This is a genomic window from Mesorhizobium sp. M7A.F.Ca.CA.003.01.2.1 (assembly GCF_003998945.1).
GTDB classification, from domain to species: Bacteria; Pseudomonadota; Alphaproteobacteria; order Rhizobiales; family Rhizobiaceae; genus Mesorhizobium; species Mesorhizobium ciceri.
Map to the genome: position 1 here is coordinate 1 of NZ_RZRA01001123.1, position 1,588 is coordinate 1,588.

The 1,588-nt window shown below is 63.5% G+C and carries 1 protein-coding gene; it reads right to left on the bottom strand.

Going from position 1 to position 1,588, the window contains the following annotated elements:
- On the bottom strand, nt 1–1,588 hold a 1,588-nt coding region (gene dnaE, locus EN969_RS30390), incomplete at both ends, for a DNA polymerase III subunit alpha (RefSeq protein WP_127419696.1).

A 1,588-nucleotide genomic window follows, 5' to 3' on the forward strand; every position in this document is an offset into this window, starting at 1 on the left:
ATCTTGGGATCGACCCGCTCGCAGAAATCGGCGAGGTTCTTGAACGGCTTTTCGCCACGCTGGGCAACGATGTGCTCGACCGCCGCGTCGCCGACGCCCTTGAGCGCTGCCAGCGAATAATAGATGCGGTTCTCACCGACCTCGAAGGGGCGAAAGCTCGATGTCACCGACGGCGCCAGAACCTCGATGCCGAGGCGCAGCGCGTCCTGGCGGAAATCGGCGAGCTTGTCGGTGTTGCCCATGTCGAGCGTCATCGACGCCGCCAGGAACTCGACCGGATAATGCGCCTTGAGATAGGCGGTCTGGTATGAAACCACCGCATAGGCGGCGGCGTGCGATTTGTTGAAACCATAGTCAGCGAACTTGGCCAGCAGGTCGAAAATGAAGTCGGCTTGCGGCTTGCCGACGCCACGCTCGACCGCGCCGGAGACGAAGCGCTCGCGCTGCTTGTCCATCTCGGCGCGAATCTTCTTGCCCATGGCGCGGCGCAGCAGATCGGCTTCGCCGAGCGAGTAGCCCGACAGCTCCTGCGCGATCTGCATCACCTGTTCCTGGTAGACGATGACGCCTTGCGTCTCCTTCACCAGATGGTCGATCTTGGGATGGATCGAGGCCATCTCCTCCTCGCCATGCTTGCGGGCGTTGTAGGTCGGGATGTTTTCCATCGGGCCGGGTCGATACAGTGCGACCAGCGCGATGATGTCCTCGATGCAGTCGGGCCGCATGCCGATCAGCGCCTTGCGCATGCCGGCACTTTCCACCTGGAACACGCCGACCACTTCGCCGCGCGACAGCATGGCGTAGGTCTCGGGATCGTCGAGCGGGATGGTTGCCAGGTCGATCTCGATGCCGCGCCGGCGGATCAGCTTCACCGCCGTCTCCAGCACGGTCAGCGTCTTCAGGCCGAGGAAGTCGAACTTCACCAGTCCGGCCTGCTCGACATATTTCATGTTGAACTGGGTGACGGGCATGTCCGAGCGCGGATCGCGGTACATCGGCACCAGCTCCGAGAGCGGCCGGTCGCCGATGACGATGCCGGCGGCGTGCGTCGAGGCATGGCGGTAGAGGCCTTCCAGCTTCTGCGCCATGTCGAGCAGCGTCTGAACGATCGGCTCCCTCTCGGCCTCTTCGGCAAAGCGCGGCTCGTTGGCGATGGCGTCGGCGAGCTTGACCGGATTGGCCGGGTTCTGCGGCACCATCTTGGAGAGCTTGTCGACCTGGCCATAGGGCATTTGCAGGACGCGGCCGACGTCGCGCAGCACGGCGCGCGCCTGCAGCGTACCGAAGGTGATGATCTGGCCGACCTGGTCGCGGCCGTATTTCTGCTGGACGTAGCGGATGACCTCCTCGCGCCGATCCTGGCAGAAGTCGATGTCGAAGTCGGGCATCGACACGCGGTCGGGATTGAGGAAGCGCTCGAACAGCAGCGAGAAGCGCAGCGGATCAATGTCGGTGATGGTGGTCGAATAGGCGACCAGCGAGCCTGCGCCCGAACCGCGGCCAGGCCCGACCGGAATGCCTTGCGCCTTGGCCCATTTGATGAAGTCGGCAACGATCAGGAAGTAGCCGGGAAACTTCATCTTGGTGA